The sequence below is a fragment of the Bacteroidota bacterium genome, from assembly GCA_030706745.1.
Lineage (GTDB): Bacteria > Bacteroidota > Ignavibacteria > Palsa-1295 > Palsa-1295 > PALSA-1295.
The window spans coordinates 25,937-46,492 of the sequence record JAUZNX010000009.1; the positions used below are offsets into that span (position 1 = coordinate 25,937).

A 20,556-nucleotide genomic window follows, 5' to 3' on the forward strand; every position below is an offset into this window, starting at 1 on the left:
CTGCGGCGTTGACGTTATGACTTTGGCGGCAGGATCTTGATGTGGGTCCCAAGCCCAATATCGCGCGCCGGGCCACGCAATACGGTATCCCCAACCGAAATGCCCGATGTGATTTCAATCACATTGTTCTGCTCGTCGAGTGTCCCAAGTGTGATGGGCACGCGTTGCACGACGTCGTTTACAATTCGTATGACCGCTGGGGTGATCGTCTTGCGATCGACAGCATCCACGGGCAACATTAACGTCGTCTTGTGCTCGCTTGCAACGCGGCCCTCCGCATAGAGTCCCGCGACCAGCGCGCGTCCAGTATTTGGAATTTCGGCATAAATGCGAACTTGCCGCGTCATGGGATCGGCGGCAGGATTAATCCGCGCGATCTTACCGAGGAACTGCCTTCCCGGATAGCCGGTCACGCTGAATTGAATCTCGAGTCCGGTATGCACGAGTCCGATCGCATTGGCAGGTACTGCACCTTGCAGTTCAAGCGTCGAAGGATCGACGATGGTCAGCATCGGAGTACCGGGTTGTACCACGTCTCCAGCGGCGACATTTTTCTCGCTAACGACCCCCGAAAAAGGAGCGCGTAACGTGGCGTAGGAAAATTGCTTCTGTGCGTTCGCGAGTTGCGTTTTGGATTGCGAGAGTGCAGCCTCCGCGGCGATCGTCATGCGGCGCGCCTGATCGACCGATTGCTCACTGATCGCTCCCGCCGTGACCAGCTTCTCTTGACGGTCCTGTTCACGCTTCGCTACATCCAAACTATTCTGAGCACTGGTAACAGCATTCCTGGCGCTTTGGACGGCCTCACCCAGGGCGCTATTGTCGATCGTCGCGATGATTTCGCCGGCCTTGACATTCCGCCCCTGATCGACAAAGACCTTGAGCACCGAGCCAGAGATCTGAGCCCGTACGACCGCTTGATCGCGAGGAACAAGCGTGCCCGAAATGCTTGGGCCACTCTCGATGGCGCCCTCAGTCGCGACGGCATACCCTTCCGCGCCAACCTGCACCGCTGACGGCGGTGGGGGTGGCGGTGCCTTTTTACAGGCCGCCAACGAAATGAACGTTACTATGACAAGATAAGGAATGTATTTCATTGTCCCGTAGGCGACGCCGATCCTCCCATCGCGGACGAGGCCGATGGACCAGCAGACGACTGTAGTGAAGGTGAAGACTGTTGCATAACCGCTCCTTGCAGGGGTGCGGCAGCCTGTGCCGGGCTGACCGGCAAGTCCTTGAGTAACGCCAGTTTTGCGCGCGCGACCTGATAGTTACGGACGGCACGCGCCCAGTTCGCGCGGGATTGCTCTTCCTGCAAGCGTGCGTCGTCAAGCTCCAATTGAGTTGAGATTCCTTGCGTGTACCGCAGATGTGCAATTTCGTATGCGCGCGCAGCTTCCGATGCGGTGCTTGCCGTCGAGCGCAAGTTCGCCTCAGATGTATGCAACGCATCAATGGAGCTTCGCGCATCCATGGCCGCTGCTTCGCGAGCCTGCTCGAGCCGGCCACTGGCCTGATCGCGCGTAGCGCGTGCCTGATCGATGTTGCCACCGATATTCCCACCCGTATAGAGCGGTAGCGAGAGCGTAACCCCCGCAGTCCAGTTCGAAAGCCAATCGTTGTTGTTTGGGAAGAACTGATTGGGGTACGCAACCGGTGAATACGACGAACTCGCTGTAATCTGGGGCCAGCGCGCAGCTTCGGCAATGCGGATCTGCGCGTCGCTTGCCGTGATATTCTCCATCGCTTGCCGGACCGGAGCGCGCGCGTCCTCAGCAGTGTCGCTTCGTGACGCAAACCGCGCAAGCGAATCGACCACGGGGGTGGTGAGCACAAGCGAATCGTCGAGCGAGAAATTCAGCAATTGCTTGAGGCGGTAGTACGCCTGGGCACGGTCGCTTTGGCTTTGCAGCAGGATCGGAATTTGATTGTCGCGAGCGACCTTCGCGCGCAGGGCATCGAACTCGGCTTTTTCGCCTACCTCATACGCAAGCTGCACTTGCTTGTACACCTCCTCGGCCTGCTTCAGGGCGTCCTGCGAGATTTGGACTAATGTGTCAGACAACTCGGCGTCGTAATAACTTTGAGTCACATTCAGCATGACCTGGGCCTCCGCTGCCGTAAGATCGATGTCCGCCGACCGTTTCCGTGCCTGTGCGGCCTCGCGCTGGGCCGAAAGCCGACCCCCAGTGAAAATGCTTTGCGAGGCGGTCAGTCCGAGCGTCCACACGTTCTCCTTGCCAAATGGAAAGCTCGAAAACAGCGATGAGAGCGCCTTCGAGATCTGTGACGTGTCCGGTGCGTTGGTGGACATGCTATACTGAGACTTCAGCGTTCGGGTGTAATTGGCAGAGGCGGCAATCTGCGGGAGCATCCCGCTTGTGGCAACCGCAATGCCGCCTTCAGCCGCCCGGACCCCGGCCTCCGCGATCTGCACCTCTTCGCCGCGATGGAGTGCGGCATCGATCGCCTCATCGAGCGAAAGGGTACGCCGGGTGGATGACCGATCATCCACCCTCTGCTGAGCGCTCAGGGAGAGCGGCGCGACAAGCGCGATAATAGCCAACATTGTGAGCTGACGAGCCAAAATCATCCGGTCTGTGACGAATGAGAGATAAGATTATTGCACGGGTAAGGATGAGTGATCATCCGCCATTAAATCCGCAGCTAATACGTCCGGAGACGGTCCGCGTTTCGGCGGCCCTAAACAGCAACGAAGGCTAAAGATGTTGCACGGATTCGCAACCTCGTATAGAGGCCGAGCCCCAGCTTGAATGCCTGTCGTTTGCCGCAGTCAGAGCGGTGCAAGCGGGAGCTTGCACCTACACGCAGGGTTCTTTCGTATTTTTGCTCATGCGTCTAAAACTACTTGTCTCCATCCCTGTCGTCTTCATCCTTGGTATCAGCTCGATCCTTCACGCCCAGTCGGCCGCGACGGGCATTCCGTACTTTCAGCAGGGTGTCCACTATACGCTCGATGCCACGTTCGAGGATGACTACTCATCTCCCGCGCTCAGCGGGCAAGGCCGGCTACTCTACACGAATAACTCACTGGATACACTCCACGAGCTATACTTCCATCTCTACTGGAATCTCTTCCGCTCAGGCAGCTACGGTGAGCGCGCGCCGAACCGCGATCACTCGCCAGATTCGAAATATGGGCGTGGCGGTATCGACATCAAAGCACTGACTGTCGGAGATGGTGGCAAAGATAGCCGCCCCGTGCGCTATGAAATCGACAACACTATCATGCGCGTCTTCTTGAACGATCCACTCATGCCAGGCGCGACGCGAAAGATCGGATTCGAGTGGCATGCAATCTTTCCAAACTATGGTGTCCGTTCGACCTGGGGCTGGCATGACAAGGGCGCACGCAATTTTGCGACGGCGCAGTGGTATCCGCAGGTCTGCGTGTATGATAATCACGGTTGGCATCCCGATCAGTATATCGGGATGGGCGAGTTCTACACGGACTATGGCTCATTTGATGTCTCGCTCAAGATGCCGGAGCGATTCAGCACCGTTGTATCGACGGGATTCCAGACGAATGCGAAGGACATCCTGCCGGACTCGGTCAACCAGCATCTCGATTTTGCCCACGCACATCCGGATTCTATCGTTCACATTTCCGATCGCTCCAGTTTCCAGAATACTCCAATCAAGAAAGGTGAGCCGACCCGCACCTGGAAATTTCACGCAGATTCAGTTCGAGACTTTGCCTGGTGCGCGGATGAAGCCTATATTTGGGATGCCGTCTTCGATGGCGGCGTAATGCACCATGCGGTCTACTGGAACAGCTCACATGAATTCTGGAGCAAGGAAGCAGCGAAGATCGTGCTTGTTACGGAACAGACAAACTCGGAATTTGCAGGTAAGTATGCCTATCCCAACATGTTCTTATGCGAGACGTATGAAGGCGGCATGGAGTACCCCGGCATCGTCTTCGTTGGGCCGTCCGAGAACGAATCCACCTATCACTGGCAGCATAACACGATGATGCACGAGCTTGGGCACGAGTGGTACCCGATGATGATGGGTTCGAACGAGACCGACTACGGCTACATGGACGAGGGGTTCAATACGTTCATCACGACCTTCGTGCAGGAGAAATACTTCGGTCGGTGGAATAACTCTTTCGGTCCCGGACTTGGCTTTAACGACGACGAACGTACAGCGAACTATCGCAATGCGCTGATGCACCAACTCATCGGCAACCAGGAGCCGAGCGAGCAGAAAGCCGACGCCTATCTCAGCTATCGCGATTATGCCGAGGCAACCTATCCTCACACATCGAGCGTGTTCTTTATGTTGCGCTATACGATGGGCGAGAAGGCGTTCGATGACTTCATGCACTTGTACTATCAGCGCTGGCGCTTCAAGCATCCCTATCCCGATGATCTGCTGAATGCCGCTGAGGACATCGAGCGCACCGAAGGGGACACGAACCGCGTCCGCGCCCGAGGCGATCTCCGTTGGTTCTTCGATGAGTGGTTCAACAAGACGTGGAAGCTGGATTATGCAGTCGAGGATTTCCATGTCAGCGACACTCTAATGGTGGTGGCGTCCGGAGGAGACCCCGTTATACCCATCATGCAGACTGTCTTTATAGCGAAGGTTACTATCGCGAGAAAACAGCGCTGCGTCATGCCGCTCGATCTCGTCTTTACATTCGATGATGGCACGACCGAACAAAGGTGGATTCCTGTCGATGATTGGTTGCGGACAGTCGCGGATGAGCGGACATACACCTACACCTTCGCAAAACATCCAACTCGTGTCGAGATCAATCCCTCGCGCGAGTTGAAGGAGACCAACAGGCTCAACAACACGAGCAGTTGGCTGCCGCCGATGGAAGTTGGCCTGATTCCCAAAGTCTTCGGCGATGTCAAGCCGATTGATAAATATGCAATCCGCTCCGCGCCATACGTCTGGCCATTATCGGGTGACTTCTCTTCGGGCTGGCTGTTGGGCTGGACCTTCCTGGGCAGCTATCTTGACCGCACGGACAGGATCGCAATCGGGCCGCGCGTCAGCCTCAATCATTTCGATCACATTCTGAATGGTGCTGCGCTGCAGTATCATACCGTGCTCGATTGCCTCTCGCCTCAAACCGATCTTGACCTACTGCTCGCGCCTGCCGATTATCCGCAGAAGTACGGATTTCAGTATCTGGGATTCCAATTTTCTTATCTCGTAAACAGGCCTGGAACAACCGAGCCTATCGATATCTTCGAAGGGGGAGTCGATGTTTCAGGCGCTCATTTGATTGGCCAGGATGTAATTGCCCTGCCACCTCTCAATCGCGGACACGTTGGCTATTCCGTGAGTGCATCTGGCCCAACCAACCACGTCACAATCGCCGCACAGTTCGAAGATGGCTTAGGCGATCCACGCAACACCTACACGAAGATTGCTGGACTGCTAATCGACCGCCAGCGCATCACCTCCGATTGGTCGGCGCTCGCGAGGCTGTTCGGTGGCAGCGAGCAACCAGCTGGTGGTTCCATCCCCGCGCAGACCATGTTCCAACTCGCGAGTCCAAGCGATCTCGATCACTTCACCGATCTTTACGGCTCGAACTTCGGCTCGGGCGTGCGGGACAAAATTCGCAATGCGACGGTGAGCGGTCCGCTCGTGCGAGGATACGTTGGTCGTGGCAATGACATCGGCCGCGCTGCCGCAAGTGGGACGTTCGAGATTAGCAATTACTCGATGTTTCCGTTCAGCCTCCTAAGAGAGATACCAATCGTTGGCAATATCTTCAAGCCATTTGGTCTTGTGCTATTCGCCGATGCGGGTGTCGTCTCCAATGATGTGAATGCGAACAACCTTCATGATGAGCTGAAGAGCGATCTCGGTATTGGACTGCGATGGGAAGGACTCTTCGGGCGAATGGAGCGCGCGCTCGATATCGATCTTGAGCGGGCTAATTTCCAGATCGACTTTCCCATCTATCTCGATAAACCGCCGGTCGGCGAGAGCAAACTCGCATTCCGTGTTGTCGGAATGGTGCGGCAGGACTTCTAGGGTGTTGCTGTAGTGGCGCTATTTCCGCGCCACTACGGTCTAATTTGCTTTACCGTGCGTAAAAGCTCTGCGAGAGGTTTGTCAGGATTGAGGGGAGGAGGCCGAGGATCGAGATGCCAACCGTTGCGATGGCCAAAGCGACCCATGCGGTGATCGTGCCTACCCCGCTGACGGAAAGAGCGCCGCCGCTGCCAACTACGATTCCCTGCTCCACTTCATCGTGGGCGATGGCTTCCGCATCACGGAAGTACATTACGACCATAATCCGCAGATAGAAGAATACAGAAATGAGCGTGGCGACCATACCGAGTATCGCAAACAGTGTCAATCCGCTGCCAATCGCGGCCGTAAAGACATAGTACTTTCCGAAGAAGCCACCGAACGGCGGAATCCCAGTGAGCGATAGCATCATGATGGACATAACAAATGCGACCCAGGGACGTCGGCGGCCAAGTCCGGCATAGTCGTTTAGGTCGAGCCCCTTGCCACCTTCTCGCTCGAGCAGTCCAACAACCCCGAACGCGCCCATCTGCATAAAGGTATAGACCGTGAGATAGATTGTTACGGCGGTTGCTCCTTGTCGCGACATCGCGGCGACGCCAAGCAGCATATAACCCGCATGCGCGATGCTCGAATAAGCGAGCATACGCTTGATGTTGGTCTGTGCGAGCGCTGTGATGTTGCCATAGAACATCGATGCGAGCGCCAGGATACCAAGCACCATCTGCATTTTGTGGTACGCCGCGGGGTCGTTCGCCAACGGTCCCATCGCGATGTTGATGATGAGCACCAGCGCAGCAAATGCACCGGCTTTGCCTGCGGTCGAGAAGAAGCCCGCGACAACGGTCGGGGAGCCATCATACACATCCGGCGCCCATTGATGGAAGGGGAATGCTGCAATCTTGAAGCAGAATCCAACGAGCAACATGCCAACACCCATCCAGAACATCGGGCTGCTCAGCGCACTATTCGCTGTGGTAGGAATGGACAGCGCAGCGGTGATCGCATCCAGGTTCGTCGTGGCGAACGTGCCGTATATCAGAGCGATACCATAGAGGAAGAATCCGGTCGAAAACGCGCCGAGCAGAAAGTACTTGAGTGCAGCTTCGTTCGACTCTCGACGGCGGCGGAACAAACCCGCGAGCACATAGAACGCAATGGACATTGTCTCCAGACCGAGGAACGTCACGATGAGATCGTTACCCGAGGCGAGCATAATCATGCCGCAAGCGGAGAAAAGGACCAGTGCGCTGAACTCGCCAACCAAAATCTCTTCATCCCGAAGATACCGTTCGGCCAGCAGACTCGCCATGATGACTCCGACCGAAAACAGCACTGAGTAATAATTCGCCCAGCCGTTATTAAGAATCATGCCGTTGAAAATGTGGCCAGTATTATCCATGTTGACAATACCTGCGGCACCCGCTGCCACCGCGCCCAACAGCGTGAGGAAGAGCGGAATTCTGGACGGGACTTTCTCGAATGCGTCCCACATGAGCACAACCAATCCTGTCCCCGCAAGGATCAGGAGCGGCATGACGCCATAAAAATCTCGAGCGCTAACTTGAAATGGCATAGATTGTTATTTCACTTTCTGCGCAATGGCCTCTGCCGGTGTTGTGTATGTCACGGTTACGACAGACCCTTCCTTCAGCTTCAGCAAATCGTCCGACATCTTGTACATCGTCTTTTCGCTCATCTGCATGAAGTTCATTGGCTGGATGCCGATCCACAGCATAAACGCCACCATCGGCACGACCGCGACGAGTTCGCGCCAGGAAAGATCGGGTGTTGCATGGCCATCATGGTGACTCTCAACGGCATGGGCGTGTCCATGACCGGCCGGTGAAGCACCCTTCGGCAGACCGAAGACGAATCGCTGATACATCCAGAGCAGGTAAACGGCGGCCAGGATCACGCCTGAGGCACTCCAGACTGCGTATGACCACGTATTCAGTACCGGCGAATAATATGCGCCCATCATCGTAAGATACTCACCGATGAAGCCGTTGAGTCCCGGCAAGCCGACACTCGACATCACGGCAATGCCAAAGAACGTCGCAAACAGTGGGATGGTCTTCGCAAGTCCGCCATATTCTGAAATCTCACGTGTATGCCGACGATCGTAAATCATGCCAAACATCAGGAAGAGCATACCAGTCGAAAGGCCGTGATTGATCATCTGCACGAGTGCACCTTGCAAGCCCTCGCGCGTCATCGAAAAGATGCCTAGCACGATAAAGCCCATGTGGGCGACCGATGAATATGCGATAAGTCGCTTCACGTCTGTCTGCACCATCGAGACGAGGGCACCATAGATAATGCCGATCACGCCAAGCACGCAAAACAGGGTGGAATAATCGAAGCTCGCTTGCGGAAAAAGGCCCAGGCAGAAGCGGATGAGTCCATAGGTGCCCATTTTAAGCAGGACTCCTGCCAGGATGACCGAGCCAGCAGTCGGCGCTTCGGTATGCGCATCCGGCAACCACGTATGGAGCGGGAAGATCGGTACCTTGATTGCGAAACTCAGGGCAAATGCAAGGAAAAGATAATGCTGTACGTCGATCGGCAATTGACGGGAGACGGCGTAAAGCTTCGTAAGATCGGTCGTGAAGTGCCCAGTCACGCGGCCAGCTTCGATACCAAGCCAGATAATTGCGACGAGCATGATGAGCGAGCCCGCCATCGTATAAATAAAGAACTTGACTGCCGCATAGATTCTTCGCTTCCCGCCCCAGACACCGATAATGAAGTACATTGGGATCAGGATCACTTCCCAGAACACATAGAAGAGGAAGAGATCGAGCGAGCAAAATACGCCGATCATACCGACTTCCAGCACCATCATAAGTGCCATAAAAGCAGGCACATTCTTCGTCACGGAATTCCATGTACCGATCAGCGTGATGATCGTGAGGAACGTCGTTAGCAGGATGAGAAACATCGACATGCCGTCGATGCCGACGAAATACGTGAACGCAAGACCTGGCGTGAAGACCCACGGCAACTGCTCTGTCAGTTGATACCCGGCAACGGCAGGATTGAAATTCGAATAGACAAAAAGCGAAATCCCGAATGCGATCACGCTCGTAATGAGCGCGACCCACTTCGCAGTTTCCGCCTTCCGCGCCGCCAGCGCAGCCAAAGCGCCGATGAGCGGGAAAAATATTAAGAGTGATAGCATAGATTAAAACATCACCAAATATCCTACGAGCACAAACAGTCCGACTACGATCAGCACTGCGTAGTTCTGCACAATGCCGGTCTGGATGCGCCGGATCATGCCAGAGCCAATCTCTGTGATATGCGCGAGGCCATTGATGATACCATCGATGACACGCACGTCCACGATCTTATAGAGGAAGCCGTTGCTGACGTTGTAGATAGGCTGGATGACGGTCTTGTCGTACAGCTCATCGACATAAAACTTATTGTGCATTAACTGGTATGCGGCACCAAGTTGAGCCTCATCCTTAGCGAGCGTCAGGCGGCGCTTGTAGAACCGAGCGGCAAGCAGGATACCGGCAACGGCAATTCCAACCGAGACCGCCATTAAGGCCCACTCGAGTCCGGCGCCTTCGGCGGCTCCCGCTACCTTCGAAATTTCCTCTCCTCGTGAAACGACCGGCTCGAGCCATTTCTCGAACCAATTCCCCGCTCCAAAAACAGAAGGCATCCCAAGGAATCCGGCACCGATCGAGAGTGCGGCAAGAACGACGAGTGGCAGCCACATGCGCCAATCGACTTCATGCGGTTCATGGTGATCGGTGTCGAATCTCTCCGTACCATAGAAAGTCAGATAGATCACCCGAAACATGTAGAATGCCGTCATGAGGGCAGCAAGCGCACCGATGAGCCACAGAACAACAGAACCACGGCTGAAGGCCTGCCAGAGAATTTCATCCTTCGAGAAAAATCCTGCGAACGGCGGAATTCCAGCAATGGCAAGGGTGGCAATCAGGAATGTCCAGAACGTGATCGGCAAATATTTTCCGAGTCCGCCCATCTTTTGCATGTCCTGCTCGTGGTGCATCGCATGGATGACTGCGCCAGAACCAAGAAAGAGACAGGCTTTGAAGAAGGCGTGGGTCACGACGTGAAAGACGCCTGCGGTGAAGGCTCCGACGCCCAACGCCAGGAACATATATCCGAGCTGGGAAACGGTCGAATAGGCCAGCACCTTCTTAATATCGTTCTGGAAGATACCGATCATCGCGGCGAAAATTGCAGTGGCGGCGCCAATCCCAGCAACGACGCTGAGTGTCGTCGGTGAGAGCGCGAAAAGAATGTTCGAGCGTGCGACCAGGAAGATACCGCTCGTGACCATCGTGGCGGCATGGATGAGCGCACTGACGGGCGTCGGACCAGCCATCGCATCCGGAAGCCAGACATACAATGGAATTTGAGCACTCTTACCCGTGCAGCCCAGGAAGAGCATCAGCGTGATGATCGTCGCAATCGGTGCACCAACGGCAAGCGTGGTCGCCATCCCGATATGATGGACTCCATCGACGACGTTGCCGCCCGAACCGAGAATGTCTAGGTAATTCAGTGATTTGAACTGCCAGAGCATTGCGCCCATTGCCACGAGGAATCCGAAATCACCGATGCGGTTGACGATAAATGCTTTTTTCGCCGCATCGTTATTTTTCTTCTCGTCGTACCAGAACCCGATCAGCAGATAGCTGCACAGTCCGACGCCTTCCCAACCCACGAATGTCAGAAGGTAGTTATCGGCCATGACGAGTTGCAGCATCATGACAATAAAGAGATTGAGATACACGAAGAAGCGCCAGTAGCCTCGGTCGCCCTTCATGTAGCTGATGCTATACAGATGGATGAGCGAGCCGACGCCAGTGATGACCAGCATAAAGATAATCGAAAGCTGATCGATCAAATAGGAGATATCGACATTGACGCGACCGACGTGGATCCAGTCGAGCCAATGGAAGTGAATGGTGCGCTGCTCGGGGGGCCAGCCGAGCATATTCGAAAAAAGGCCGAGCGTCACGAAAAAGCTGATGGCAACCGCGCCTGTCGCGATCCAGCCAGCCATTTCGCCCCGCATCCGCGAACCGAAGAAGAGATTGATGAGGAGCGCCGCAATGGGCGCCAGTACGATGATCGGAATAAAATCGCTCACGCGCTTATTATATCGTGCTTACCACTTGAGAATATTCACCTTCGCCACGTCGACTGTCTGCTTGTTACGGAACAATGCGATTACGATCGCGAGTCCGACAGCGGCTTCGGCCGCGGCAACGGTCATGACAAAGAAGACGAGGATCTGGCCGGTCTGATCGCCAAAAAATTGTGAGAACGCGATGAGCGTCAGGTTCACGGCGTTCAGCATTAGCTCGACGCACATGAAAATGATGATCGCATTGCGGCGGAAGAGAACCCCGGCCGTCCCGATTACAAACAGGATTGCCGATACCGCAAGATAGTGACTGAGTGGTGCCATGCTCCCTAAAAGGATGAAGGATGAAGGATGAGGAATGAAGGGGAAGTCTCCATGACTGATCCTGTTAGTCGTATTGGTCCTGGAAGTCGCATTGGTCCCATGTTACGTAAGCCTCTTCTTGGCTAAGATAATCGCTCCGACTGCCGCCGAAATGAGAATCAGCGATGCCATTTCGAATGGGAATGAATATCCGGTATAGAGCGTCCTGCCTATAGCCTCGGTCGTCCCGAGCATCGCGGCATTTGGACTGATGGTTTTCGGCAGACGGTCCCCAGTAAGGAAGATCATTCCTAGTATCTGCGCCAGCACCCCAAGCGCCGCCAGGATGCTCACCATCCCTTTCCAATTTCGCCCGAGCTGAATTTCCTCACTCTCCAAATTCAGTAACATGATCACGAACAATACCAGCACCATGATTGCGCCAGCATACACCGCAACTTGTACGACAGCAAGGAATTGTGCGCTGAGTGTCAGGTAGATCGCTGCCAGAAAGCAGAACGTCAGAACGAGCATAAGTGCACTCACGACGGCGGATTTCCGCGTGATCGTGAGCAGCGCACAGATGATCGCGCCAGCACTCAGTACGTAAAATGCAACTGCAGAAAGCATCATTCAAATTTGCGGTTTGGGCGGATGAATCACCAAGACTGTTCATCCGCGCCATGCAAATTTACGAAGATAATCGCCCGGCGGCTCGATTCTGCATTATCTGAAGTAATAATGGACATTCGCGGAGGGATACGGGATGAGGTCGCCAGACGGCTGGAAGGAGGTTAACGCTATCTCAGCGGCGACGCAAATATCGAGTCCTGTCAAATAAACTTCAACACCGAAGCCACCTCCGAAGCGGTCCGGATCAGAGTAGGTATTCGTTGTTGGTGGTGGACCATTGCGGAATTCATCATAAAAATGGCTGACCCCGCCGAGCGCGTAAAACCGCAGCCGTTCCTTTACAACGACATCATATTGTAGCTCAAAGCCGAAATTGTACATCACTTCGTCCGACGTCTTGAACCCATATCCCGTGACCATACCGCTGATCCGATCCGGGAGGTGAAGACGAAGCGAAACACCTATTCCACTCGTGGCACTAAAATTCGCACCGAGACCAAAGACGGTACCCGAGATTTGGGCACGGCCGGTATCACCACTCGCGCCAGTTTGCGAGTGTACCATTCCGGCGAATGACACCATGATGAACAGAGCACCAGCGAACGAGCGGATCAAGAAATTGCGAATCATATTCCTAACTGTGTGAGTAGTCACCTTCTTGTAATAACAGTCGAGGAACCTGAAAGTTACAATTGTTAGGCGAGTTATGGCCAGATACGGGTCAGTGTCCGCGGGAATGGAATCGCCTCTCGAATATGATCGAGATCGCAAATCCACATGACTAAGCGTTCAAGTCCAAGGCCGAAACCGGCATGCGGAACCGAGCCATAGCGTCTCAAATCGAGATACCACTCGAAGGCGGCTTGCGGGAGCTTGTGTTCTTCAATCCGCTCGAGAAGCAGATTGACATCGTCCTCGCGCTGGGAGCCGCCAATGATCTCGCCGAACTCCGGAAAAAGCACGTCCATCGCGAGCGCCTTATCCGGTTCGTTCGGGTCGCGCTTCATGTAAAATGCTTTGACGGCGGCAGGATAGTGGTGGACGATCACCGGCGCATCGTAGAGTGAGGTCAGTGCCACTTCATCGTAAGCACCGAAATCATCACCATATTCAAATCGCTTGAAGGTCGGCGGCAGTGGGTCCCCTGAAGCGAGCTTTTCGTCCCAATACTTGTCGAGTATCTTCGCGGCCTCGTCGTAGTGCATGCGCTCGAAGGGCTTCATCACTCGCTGGCAGCGCTCGACAAGCCGTCCAGTGCCGTCATCGAGAATCGCAAGCTCGCTCTGACGTTCTTCCAACACCCGGCCAACGATGGAGTGTACGAATTCCTCGGCGAGCAGCATGTCACCCTCCAGGTCCATGAAGGCGACTTCGGGCTCGACCATCCAGAATTCGTTCAGATGACGTTTGGTCTTGGATCGCTCGGCGCGGAATGTCGGACCGAATACATAGACTTTGCCGAATGCCATCGCACCAGCCTCGCCATATAGCTGGCCCGACTGCGATAGGTACGCCATGCCTTCCTCGAAATACTTTGTCTCGAAGAGCGTGCTGGTGCCCTCGGCGGCGTTTGGTGTTAGGATCGGCGAGTCAAAGCATACAAAATCACGCTGTCCGAAGAAATCGCGGATCGAGCGAATGAGCGTGTCTCGAACTTTCATCGTCGCCCAGGGGCGCGAAGAGCGAAGCCAAAGATGCCGGTGCTCCATCAGGTATTCGACGCCGTGCTCTTTCGGCGTGATGGGGTACTCCCCCGCAGGCGAGAGTTGCTCGACCTTCGAGACAAACAGTTCGACATCTCCGGGGGCCTTGCCCTTAGCCTCCTGAACCTTGCCGGTGACAGCAAATGCGGACTCCTGCACAAGTGCGTCACAGGCCGCGTAGGTTGCAGCATCGACTGCATTCTTCATCACAACGCACTGGCAGAGGCCCGTGCCATCGCGCAGGATGAGAAATTGGATTTTGCCACTCGACCGCTTCCCGTAAAGCCACCCACGTAAGGTGACTTCCTGGCCGACGAGTTTACTTAAATCTTGAACGTATTCGCGCTGCATCATAACGGAAAGGCTTAGTTCTGAGAAGTTGCAGATAACGCCTGCACGGGGAAGTCCGTTGCTATACAGTGGAAGTTCTAAATCAGCATGGAGGATAATCGGCCGCCCCTGTGTTTGCACCAATGATGAGAAGTGAAGCTACGACACATGGTGCTCAGGTTCAAGAGAAAGTCCTGTGGGCAGGGCGTCCCAAGCAAGGTATTTTGTTCTCCGTGCGGGATCTGCCCCGACTCCGTTGATTCTGTTTAACGCTGCCACAATCATCTTCGTCGCATACTCCCTACTGACGCGCGACCACCAGATTCTGATGTATTGTCTCGTCTATGGGATCATTGGGTACGGGTTCATATTTGGAAGGCTCGTGCCGGACCGAAATCGAAGGGCTGGAACGCGGTACGAGATAACGAATGAGCATGTGATCGTGCGCAGGCCACCAAACTTCTTTGCAGATGCGGTGACCTCGTTTAGTTTCAGCGGTTTGACGAACGTGAATTCGGCTCATTTCCCAGATGGAACCGGCTCGATCTATTTCTTCGATCGGTCATTCCGTGAGGTTCCTTCTCGACGATTGACGAAGTGGCGTGCTTCCCTCGTTGCCGGGCAGTGGTCAGTGGAACAAGGCGCCTCGATTGTTTTCGAGCGAATTCCTGAGCCCGACAAAGTACTTGACCTCATCCGTCAGTTGCGAACGCAATCAGGAGAGTGAGACAGACATTCAATGCCGAATAAACTTCAGTACCGTATCAGCATAATTCTCAAATCCCCACGTCTGCGGGATGGTACCGTGGTCGGCGCCAGGAATGCGGTGCGCTTCCTTGTAAGGACCGTGGTAGTTCGCGTACACGACCTCGCCGTTCGTCGCGATGTTGATGAACATGTCGCTCATGCCATGAATCCAGCAAAGAGGCTGCTGGACAGACTTGATCTGCTCGGCATTATCGAACTTGAGATTGGTAACGAACGATGACGGCATGTCAAGACCTGTCGCATCGGCCGTGAGGGAGGCGGTGGAAGCGAATGGCGCTTCAAGAATTATCTTTTTTGCAGCGAGTGCGCGGGGGTGTGCGGCGAGATACGTAGCAGGGGCACCGCCGAGACTGAATCCGTAGAGAATCAGTCGATCGCCGGTCAAGCCGCGAGATTTCAGCCATTGAATGGCGGCATCGTCGTCCGCGTAAAGTCCTTCTTCGGTCGGAGTGCCCGAGGAAAGTCCGAAGCTTCGGTAGTCCATCATCATCACCCCGTAGTGATTCTTGCCACCAATATTCGCAAGCAATTGCGCCCGCGGATAGTAAAAATCCATGTGGTGACCGTAGCCATGCGAATAGACAATCACGGTATCGGTTGCGATGCGTGACGTATCGCCGAGATAGGCGGCGTAAATCGTCGTTGGTGAGGACTCGCCATTGCCCTGACTCGGAATCGTGAAGACATGAATCATGTCAGCAGGCAGTGCATAGCTCGAATCCAAATGGAAATCGACTCGCCCGGTGTAGTTCTGCATTTGATAGGACGTGATCTTGTCACCCGGGTCGAGCAGATTGGCATCGAGACTCAGGCAGCCCGAGCATGCAAGGAGGAGTAGCAGAATTGGAAGTCGTTTCATCAGAATTTCCTCGTCAATGCCAGATAGACTCCGAACGCTCCATTGCCGCTGATACCATGATAATCAACCGGTCCTGGCAGGTTCGGCACTCCGGCTTCAAGGTACTTCAACTCAGTGACGTATTGCCAATGCTCGCCGTCGAAGGTGTGACCAAGCGCGAAATTGGCAAACCAGTGCCGAGTCTGTGCGGAGTAATCAGCGCGCGTCGAGGATAGCTCGAACCAGTTCTGGCTTGAGAGATAAATTAGATTTCCCGAGGCGTTCAGGTAATGCCAGTAGAAATTCACATCGGCTTCCGGCCAAATTTTGAATGCGTTATCACGAAAAGCGAGGACAATATTCAGAACTGGCGCGACGGAAATCGCGGGAAGCCATTTGTCCTGTGCGCTCAGTTCATGCAAGGCGCCAAGATCGAGCTGCAAGTCTTTGAAGAGCAGCGCGGTGGTGTGCAGGCCTCCGAAGAGCGTCGTCTTATCGGTCACGCCATATCCAGCCGCCAGCGACGTGAGCGGCATGGGAATAACGAGGCTGTCGAATGTAATCAGCGGGCCGCCGAGCGAGGCAGTCGCGGCATAGTGATCGCGCGGGAGCGGCTCGACAAACCGCGCGGGAGCGCAGGAGACAGCCACGAGTGACGCGAATAGAAGTAAGGTGAGCAACTTCATGCTTGGCAAAAATACGCAAATTCTCAATAGGTTACCATGTCGCTTCCGGTTACCCGGATGCCGAGAGTGGCATACGATGCATTGCGCGGGATCGGGACCTGGCCATCATCTTCCCATGACTCATAGCCTCCGTAGAACTGAATGCGACCCATGCGGCCTTCGAATGCGTAACCAAGTTCTGCGCGGCTATCGACTGTGATTTTCTGGACCGATGCAAAGCGATCGAGGAATCCGGTGTTATTGCTGAACGCGGAAGAGTTAATGTTCATCGAGAGATATACTGAGCTTCGCTCCCACGCCGCGAGCTTCGAGCTAAACGCTTCGCCGAATGACCATGCGAGATGATTGTATTCCGGTGGATAAGCGGCATCCGAATCAGGAATGCGATAGTCCTCGCGAATGAGATACGCATCGGCATGCAGCCACGAAGTCGTTGGAATGTGCAATCCAAGAATGCGCTCGGCAGTGAAGATCGTTTTACCGGAGAGCGAGCAATAAATCAGGGTTCTCTGACCGCCGATACCGGTGTAGCCGCGTGGATCGATGTTGTCGAGATCATGTCGGCACCGGTAAATGGTGCCGAGCTGCCATCCAAAGCGATCGCTCTCCTTGACGGCATAGGCCAATCCCTCTTCCCAGTCCACTCCACGCGGCTTAAAGGAAATATCGTTATGGGTGTTGGCTGTCAACTCCGTGCCGGCAAAGCCGAAGAGGGATTTGTTCCCCGACCATCGCGCGAATTCCCACGCTGCGCCCATTGAGATGTCCCAACCCCAGCGGTCGCTATCGCTGCCGAGTCCGCGCTGAAGGCTGGCCCAGTATCCGCCATGATCGAACATGCTCGTGGTATCCGTTTTCTGATACCACTTCGGCTGAAGCAGGAATCCACGCGTCGGAAATATTGGTCCGGCAAAGGTCTTTGAGACCAAGGCTACCACAAGGAGAAATACTGGAAGACACTTCAGAAGTCGCACCGCTTGGAAATTACTTCCTCGGATTTCGAATACGATGGATCATCTCTTCGGAAAACCCGGCGTTGCGCAAGTTCTCATCGGATTTCGCCGCAGTATCAATGAGGTGCAGGAGCGGCGTTATCATGCCCATGCTGGCAAAGCCGCCGTCGTGGAAAAGATTCTGCATCGTGACCATACGGCTCAGATCGCTAAGCAGCGTGACGACGTAATCGCCGCAGTCCTGGGCGGTCGGGTTGCCGAGCGGCGATAGCAGATCGGCGTACTCATACATTTTGTCGAAATCGTCGATACCGTTGCCGGCCCGAGTCCAGGTCGGACCTTGGCTAACCGTGTTGACACGAATGCGTTTTGGTCCGAGCCTCGCGCCAAAACTGCGCATGACGGACTCGAGCAACGCCTTCGCGTCAGCCATGTCGGAATACGTCGTAAACGCGCGTTGAGCTGCAATGTAGCTCAGGCCAATGACGCTGGCACCATCCGCGAGCGCGTCATGCTCAAGCGCGCCGTGAATCAGACGATGTAACGAAAGGCCACTGACATCGAGCGTCTTGAGGAACCAGTCGTACTTCGAGCTCTCGTAAGCGAGTCCCTTGCGGATGTTATGCGACATGCCGACCGAGTGGACGATAAAATCGAGCTGGCCGAGTTTTGCCTTGGCCTCTTCAAAGCAAGTTGAGATTTCTTCGCTGTTTGAAACGTCACAAGAAATCAGCGGAGCGTCACCGAGCAGCTTCGCAAGCCGAGCGGGCGAACCTACGCGAAGTGCAACCGCAACATTACTAATCGCCAGCTTCGCACCTTCCCGGTGTGCCGAGAGCGCGATCTGCCAGCCCAGACTCGTCTCGTCCAGCGGTCCGAAGACAATTCCTTTCTTACCTTCTAATAATCCGTATGATTTTTGCGACATGGTGTTACAAATATACCGACTTCCGTGCTTGACTGCCCAGGGATGCGCCTTCTTGCGCTTCGAATTCGTGAATAACGAGTCCTGTAAGTAACTTTGGATAAAAATAGGTCGTCTTTTGTGGCATAAATTCGCCGTGATGAACGATGGCCATCACTTGCTCGGGGTTCACCGCGCGAACGAGAAACGCTACATCCCACGGTGCGGACTCCTTCATTTCGTCAAGTTCTGCCATCGTGTGAGGATAGAACAGATTTGTGCGACGAGCAATTGCGTCGTCCGAAAGTCCAATGATCTCACGAAAAATCTCCTTTTCGATCCGGCTGACAGGCAAAACGCTGGACGTGACATCCCTTGCTGGCGGGATATTGTCGCGGAGGAGAACGAACCTTGGAACTTCGGAGAATTCCAAGAGTGAGATCGCTTGATCGTCGCGATCGAGCAACGCAATGCCTTCCTCGCGCGTATTAACCGGCACGAGTTCGAATCGCTCCTTCAGAGATTCGAGCAGACGATACTGATTGAAATTCGGGGCATCATGCAACAGACGATGGGTCGGAAGAATGACGGTACCCTGGGACTGGAGGTTGGAAACATAGCTCATGATGTATCCTGCCTGAGGAATTTCAGGATGCCGCCCTTGATACTCGAGCGCGGTCTCATAGCGATGATGGCCATCAGCAATGACAACACTTTGGCTGCCTACAATCCGAGCAATCCTCTCGATGGCGCCCTGATCGTCAAGCCGCCAGAGCAGATGGCGAATCGTGCGTCCATCCGGAAGTTCTTCCTCGAGATTGGCAATTGCCGGCTGTACGGTCGCGATCTCCAAGGTTTGATCGAAGACAAAACTGGGGTCCGAAATCAGACCAAAGATCGGGGAGAAATTCGCCCGTGTCGCTTCCATCAGCCGCATACGGTCTTGCTTCGGGCCTGCGTGCGTTCGCTCATGAGGAATAATCTCTTTCGCGTCATACGGCGAGAGCCTGAGCCGTCCAATCACACCTGTTCGCGTCATTTCGCTGATTCGCGGTGCACTGCCCCCCGATGCATCGATGCCCGGTGCATGGAAGATCTGGCGATAGACGTAATAGCCAGGATTAGCTTCTCTCCGCAGAATGCCCTGCTGTTCCCACTGCCGCAGTAATTGGTACGCACTTGCGTAGGGATCCGGTTCTCGGCTGAATTCGAGACGTACGACATTGTGTTCATCCCGCGCGTATAGAACATCTCGCAATTCGTCCGAGATGACATCGTATGGTGGCGATGTAACGTTGGCGAGCGTAACTTTGGAGCTATCGTAGCGCGTGCCGACGAATGGGAGAAACTCCGGCATGTTCGAGTGCTATGTTCTATATCCTAATTCTGCGAGCGATCGCTTATTGTCGCGCCAATCGGCGCGGGTCTTTACATGAAGTTCGAGGAAAACAGGATGCGTGAGGAAGCGTTCGATTTCTTTTCGGGCCTGTTCCCCGAGCGATTTGAGGGCAAGCCCGCCACGGCCAACCAGGATCGCTTTCTGCGAATCGCGCTCGACGACGACATCTGCGCTCACAAACCACTTTCCATTCTCCCGCTCTTTGAACTCGCGCACCTCCACTTCGGTCGAGTAAGGGATCTCTTCCTTGTACTTCTGGAAGATCACTTCGCGAACGAGTTCACCGACGAAGAAGCGATCGTTCTGGTCGCTGAGTTGCTCTGTATCGTAAAATGGCTCGGCAACTGGTAAGTATTTCCGGAGAGTTTTCACCAGTTCCGGTAGGTTCGATTTCTTCAGAGAAGAAATCGGGACGATCTCAGTAAACTCGGTTTGCTCGCCGTAATGTTGAAGGACCGGAAGCAGGTCCGTTCGTTTCTTGGATAGGTCAATCTTCGAGATCGCGAGAATAATCGGCTTTGTGCCGGCAATGCGCTTGTATTCGTCCCAATTGCCGGGTAGCGCTGAATCGAATGGCTTGTGCGCTTCAGCGAGCACCAGTATCACGTCGGCATCCGCAAATGAGCGCTTCACTTCCTCGAGCATCGCCTTGTGCAGCAGTGTGTTCGGCCGCGGCATAATACCCGGTGTATCGAGAAAGACCATCTGCTCTGTTTCGCTTGAAAAAATGCCAAGCACCCGCTTTCGGGTCGTCTGCGGCTTCCGCGAAACGATCGAGAGTTTCGTGCCAAGGAGCGCATTCATCAGCGTGGATTTCCCGGCATTCGGTATGCCGACGATCGCACAATAACCAGTCCTGAAATCAAACATTC

General features: G+C 54.6%; 17 protein-coding genes. 2 read left to right on the forward strand and 15 right to left on the reverse strand.

Annotated elements, in window-relative coordinates; genetic code table 11:
* Positions 1-14: 14 nt before the first annotated feature.
* Both Q8902_10890 and Q8902_10895 read right to left on the reverse strand, forming a co-directional pair.
* Complete coding sequence (locus Q8902_10890; GenBank protein MDP4200061.1) at positions 15-1,097, reverse strand: efflux RND transporter periplasmic adaptor subunit; 1,083 nt, start codon at positions 1,095-1,097, stop codon at positions 15-17.
* On the reverse strand, positions 1,094-2,587 hold the full coding sequence (locus tag Q8902_10895) for a TolC family protein (GenBank protein ID MDP4200062.1): 1,494 nt from the start codon (positions 2,585-2,587) through the stop codon (positions 1,094-1,096). The genes Q8902_10890 and Q8902_10895 overlap by 4 nt, the downstream gene beginning before the upstream one ends.
* A gap of 266 nt (positions 2,588-2,853) precedes the next feature.
* Here Q8902_10895 and Q8902_10900 point away from each other — a divergent pair, with 266 nt between their 5' ends.
* Positions 2,854-6,027 carry a M1 family aminopeptidase gene (locus Q8902_10900; protein ID MDP4200063.1) on the forward strand — a complete coding sequence of 1,058 codons (3,174 nt, stop codon included), beginning with the start codon at positions 2,854-2,856 and terminating at the stop codon, positions 6,025-6,027.
* A 49-nt stretch (positions 6,028-6,076) separates the two neighbouring features.
* Here the strand turns inward: Q8902_10900 and Q8902_10905 are convergent, their stop codons facing one another.
* From Q8902_10905 to asnS, 7 genes are all read right to left on the reverse strand, one after another.
* Positions 6,077-7,603: an NADH-quinone oxidoreductase subunit N gene (locus tag Q8902_10905; protein ID MDP4200064.1), complete on the reverse strand. Its 1,527-nt coding sequence runs from the start codon at positions 7,601-7,603 to the stop codon at positions 6,077-6,079.
* Positions 7,604-7,609: 6 nt separating this feature from the next.
* Positions 7,610-9,211: an NADH-quinone oxidoreductase subunit M gene (locus tag Q8902_10910; protein MDP4200065.1), complete on the reverse strand. Its 1,602-nt coding sequence runs from the start codon at positions 9,209-9,211 to the stop codon at positions 7,610-7,612.
* A gap of 3 nt (positions 9,212-9,214) precedes the next feature.
* Positions 9,215-11,170: an NADH-quinone oxidoreductase subunit L gene (gene nuoL, locus Q8902_10915; protein MDP4200066.1), complete on the reverse strand. Its 1,956-nt coding sequence runs from the start codon at positions 11,168-11,170 to the stop codon at positions 9,215-9,217.
* Positions 11,171-11,188: 18 nt separating this feature from the next.
* Positions 11,189-11,491, reverse strand: coding sequence for an NADH-quinone oxidoreductase subunit NuoK (gene nuoK, locus Q8902_10920; protein ID MDP4200067.1), 303 nt, complete (start codon positions 11,489-11,491; stop codon positions 11,189-11,191).
* Between the two features lie 102 nt (positions 11,492-11,593).
* Positions 11,594-12,103, reverse strand: a complete 510-nt coding sequence (locus Q8902_10925; GenBank protein ID MDP4200068.1) for an NADH-quinone oxidoreductase subunit J — start codon at positions 12,101-12,103, stop codon at positions 11,594-11,596.
* 93 nt (positions 12,104-12,196) lie between these two features.
* Positions 12,197-12,733 (reverse strand): outer membrane beta-barrel protein, encoded by a 537-nt coding sequence (locus tag Q8902_10930; protein ID MDP4200069.1) that lies wholly within the window; start codon positions 12,731-12,733, stop codon positions 12,197-12,199.
* A 74-nt stretch (positions 12,734-12,807) separates the two neighbouring features.
* Positions 12,808-14,157, reverse strand: a complete 1,350-nt coding sequence (gene asnS / locus Q8902_10935; GenBank protein ID MDP4200070.1) for an asparagine--tRNA ligase — start codon at positions 14,155-14,157, stop codon at positions 12,808-12,810.
* 235 nt (positions 14,158-14,392) lie between these two features.
* Between asnS and Q8902_10940 the strand changes: the two genes are divergently transcribed.
* Positions 14,393-14,863: a hypothetical protein gene (locus Q8902_10940; GenBank protein MDP4200071.1), complete on the forward strand. Its 471-nt coding sequence runs from the start codon at positions 14,393-14,395 to the stop codon at positions 14,861-14,863.
* 9 nt (positions 14,864-14,872) lie between these two features.
* Here Q8902_10940 and Q8902_10945 read toward each other — a convergent pair whose 3' ends face one another.
* Genes Q8902_10945 through era form a run of 6 tightly spaced genes read right to left on the reverse strand, consistent with a single transcriptional unit; the run spans position 14,873 to position 20,554 of the window.
* A complete protein-coding gene (locus Q8902_10945) occupies positions 14,873-15,763 on the reverse strand; it encodes an alpha/beta fold hydrolase (GenBank protein MDP4200072.1) in 891 nt (296 codons plus the stop codon).
* Positions 15,763-16,428: a hypothetical protein gene (locus Q8902_10950; GenBank protein MDP4200073.1), complete on the reverse strand. Its 666-nt coding sequence runs from the start codon at positions 16,426-16,428 to the stop codon at positions 15,763-15,765. The genes Q8902_10945 and Q8902_10950 overlap by 1 nt, the downstream gene beginning before the upstream one ends.
* Before the next feature lie 23 nt (positions 16,429-16,451).
* Positions 16,452-17,357: a hypothetical protein gene (locus Q8902_10955; GenBank protein ID MDP4200074.1), complete on the reverse strand. Its 906-nt coding sequence runs from the start codon at positions 17,355-17,357 to the stop codon at positions 16,452-16,454.
* A 55-nt stretch (positions 17,358-17,412) separates the two neighbouring features.
* Positions 17,413-18,309, reverse strand: a complete 897-nt coding sequence (locus tag Q8902_10960) for an enoyl-ACP reductase (protein MDP4200075.1) — start codon at positions 18,307-18,309, stop codon at positions 17,413-17,415.
* A gap of 4 nt (positions 18,310-18,313) precedes the next feature.
* Positions 18,314-19,642, reverse strand: a complete 1,329-nt coding sequence (locus tag Q8902_10965) for a DUF1015 domain-containing protein (GenBank protein ID MDP4200076.1) — start codon at positions 19,640-19,642, stop codon at positions 18,314-18,316.
* A gap of 9 nt (positions 19,643-19,651) precedes the next feature.
* A complete protein-coding gene (era, locus tag Q8902_10970) occupies positions 19,652-20,554 on the reverse strand; it encodes a GTPase Era (GenBank protein MDP4200077.1) in 903 nt (300 codons plus the stop codon).
* Positions 20,555-20,556 lie beyond the last annotated feature (2 nt).